This window comes from Bradyrhizobium sp. MI1.11, from assembly GCF_055811255.1.
In genome coordinates this window covers 1-326 of the sequence record NZ_JBVVPM010000221.1, presented here as the reverse complement: position 1 = coordinate 326, position 326 = coordinate 1, and the positions used below count along the sequence as shown (strand labels likewise).

The 326-nt window shown below is 65.3% G+C and carries 1 pseudogene; it reads left to right on the top strand.

Annotated elements, in window-relative coordinates:
* Positions 1-326, top strand: a pseudogene (locus tag AC0L30_RS43180) (DUF1522 domain-containing protein); the annotation flags it as partial.

Here is a 326-nt window from a genome sequence, read left to right as displayed (position 1 = left end):
GACAACCCCACCAACTTCTTCACGGCGCAGTCGCTCGACAACCGCGCCAGCGACATCAACAATCTGCTCGATGGCATCGCCAACGGCGTGCAGGTGCTGCAGGCCGCCAACACCGGCATCACCTCGCTCTCGAAGCTGCTGGACAGCGCCAAGTCGATCGCCAACCAGGCGCTGCAGACCACGGTCGGCTATTCGACCAAATCGAACGTCTCGACCACGATCGCGGGTGCGACCTCGTCCGATCTGCGCGGCACCACGACCTATTCCAGCGCGAGCGCTCTGTCGAACGTGCTGTTCTCCGGCGCAGCGGGCGGCGCAACCGCGGC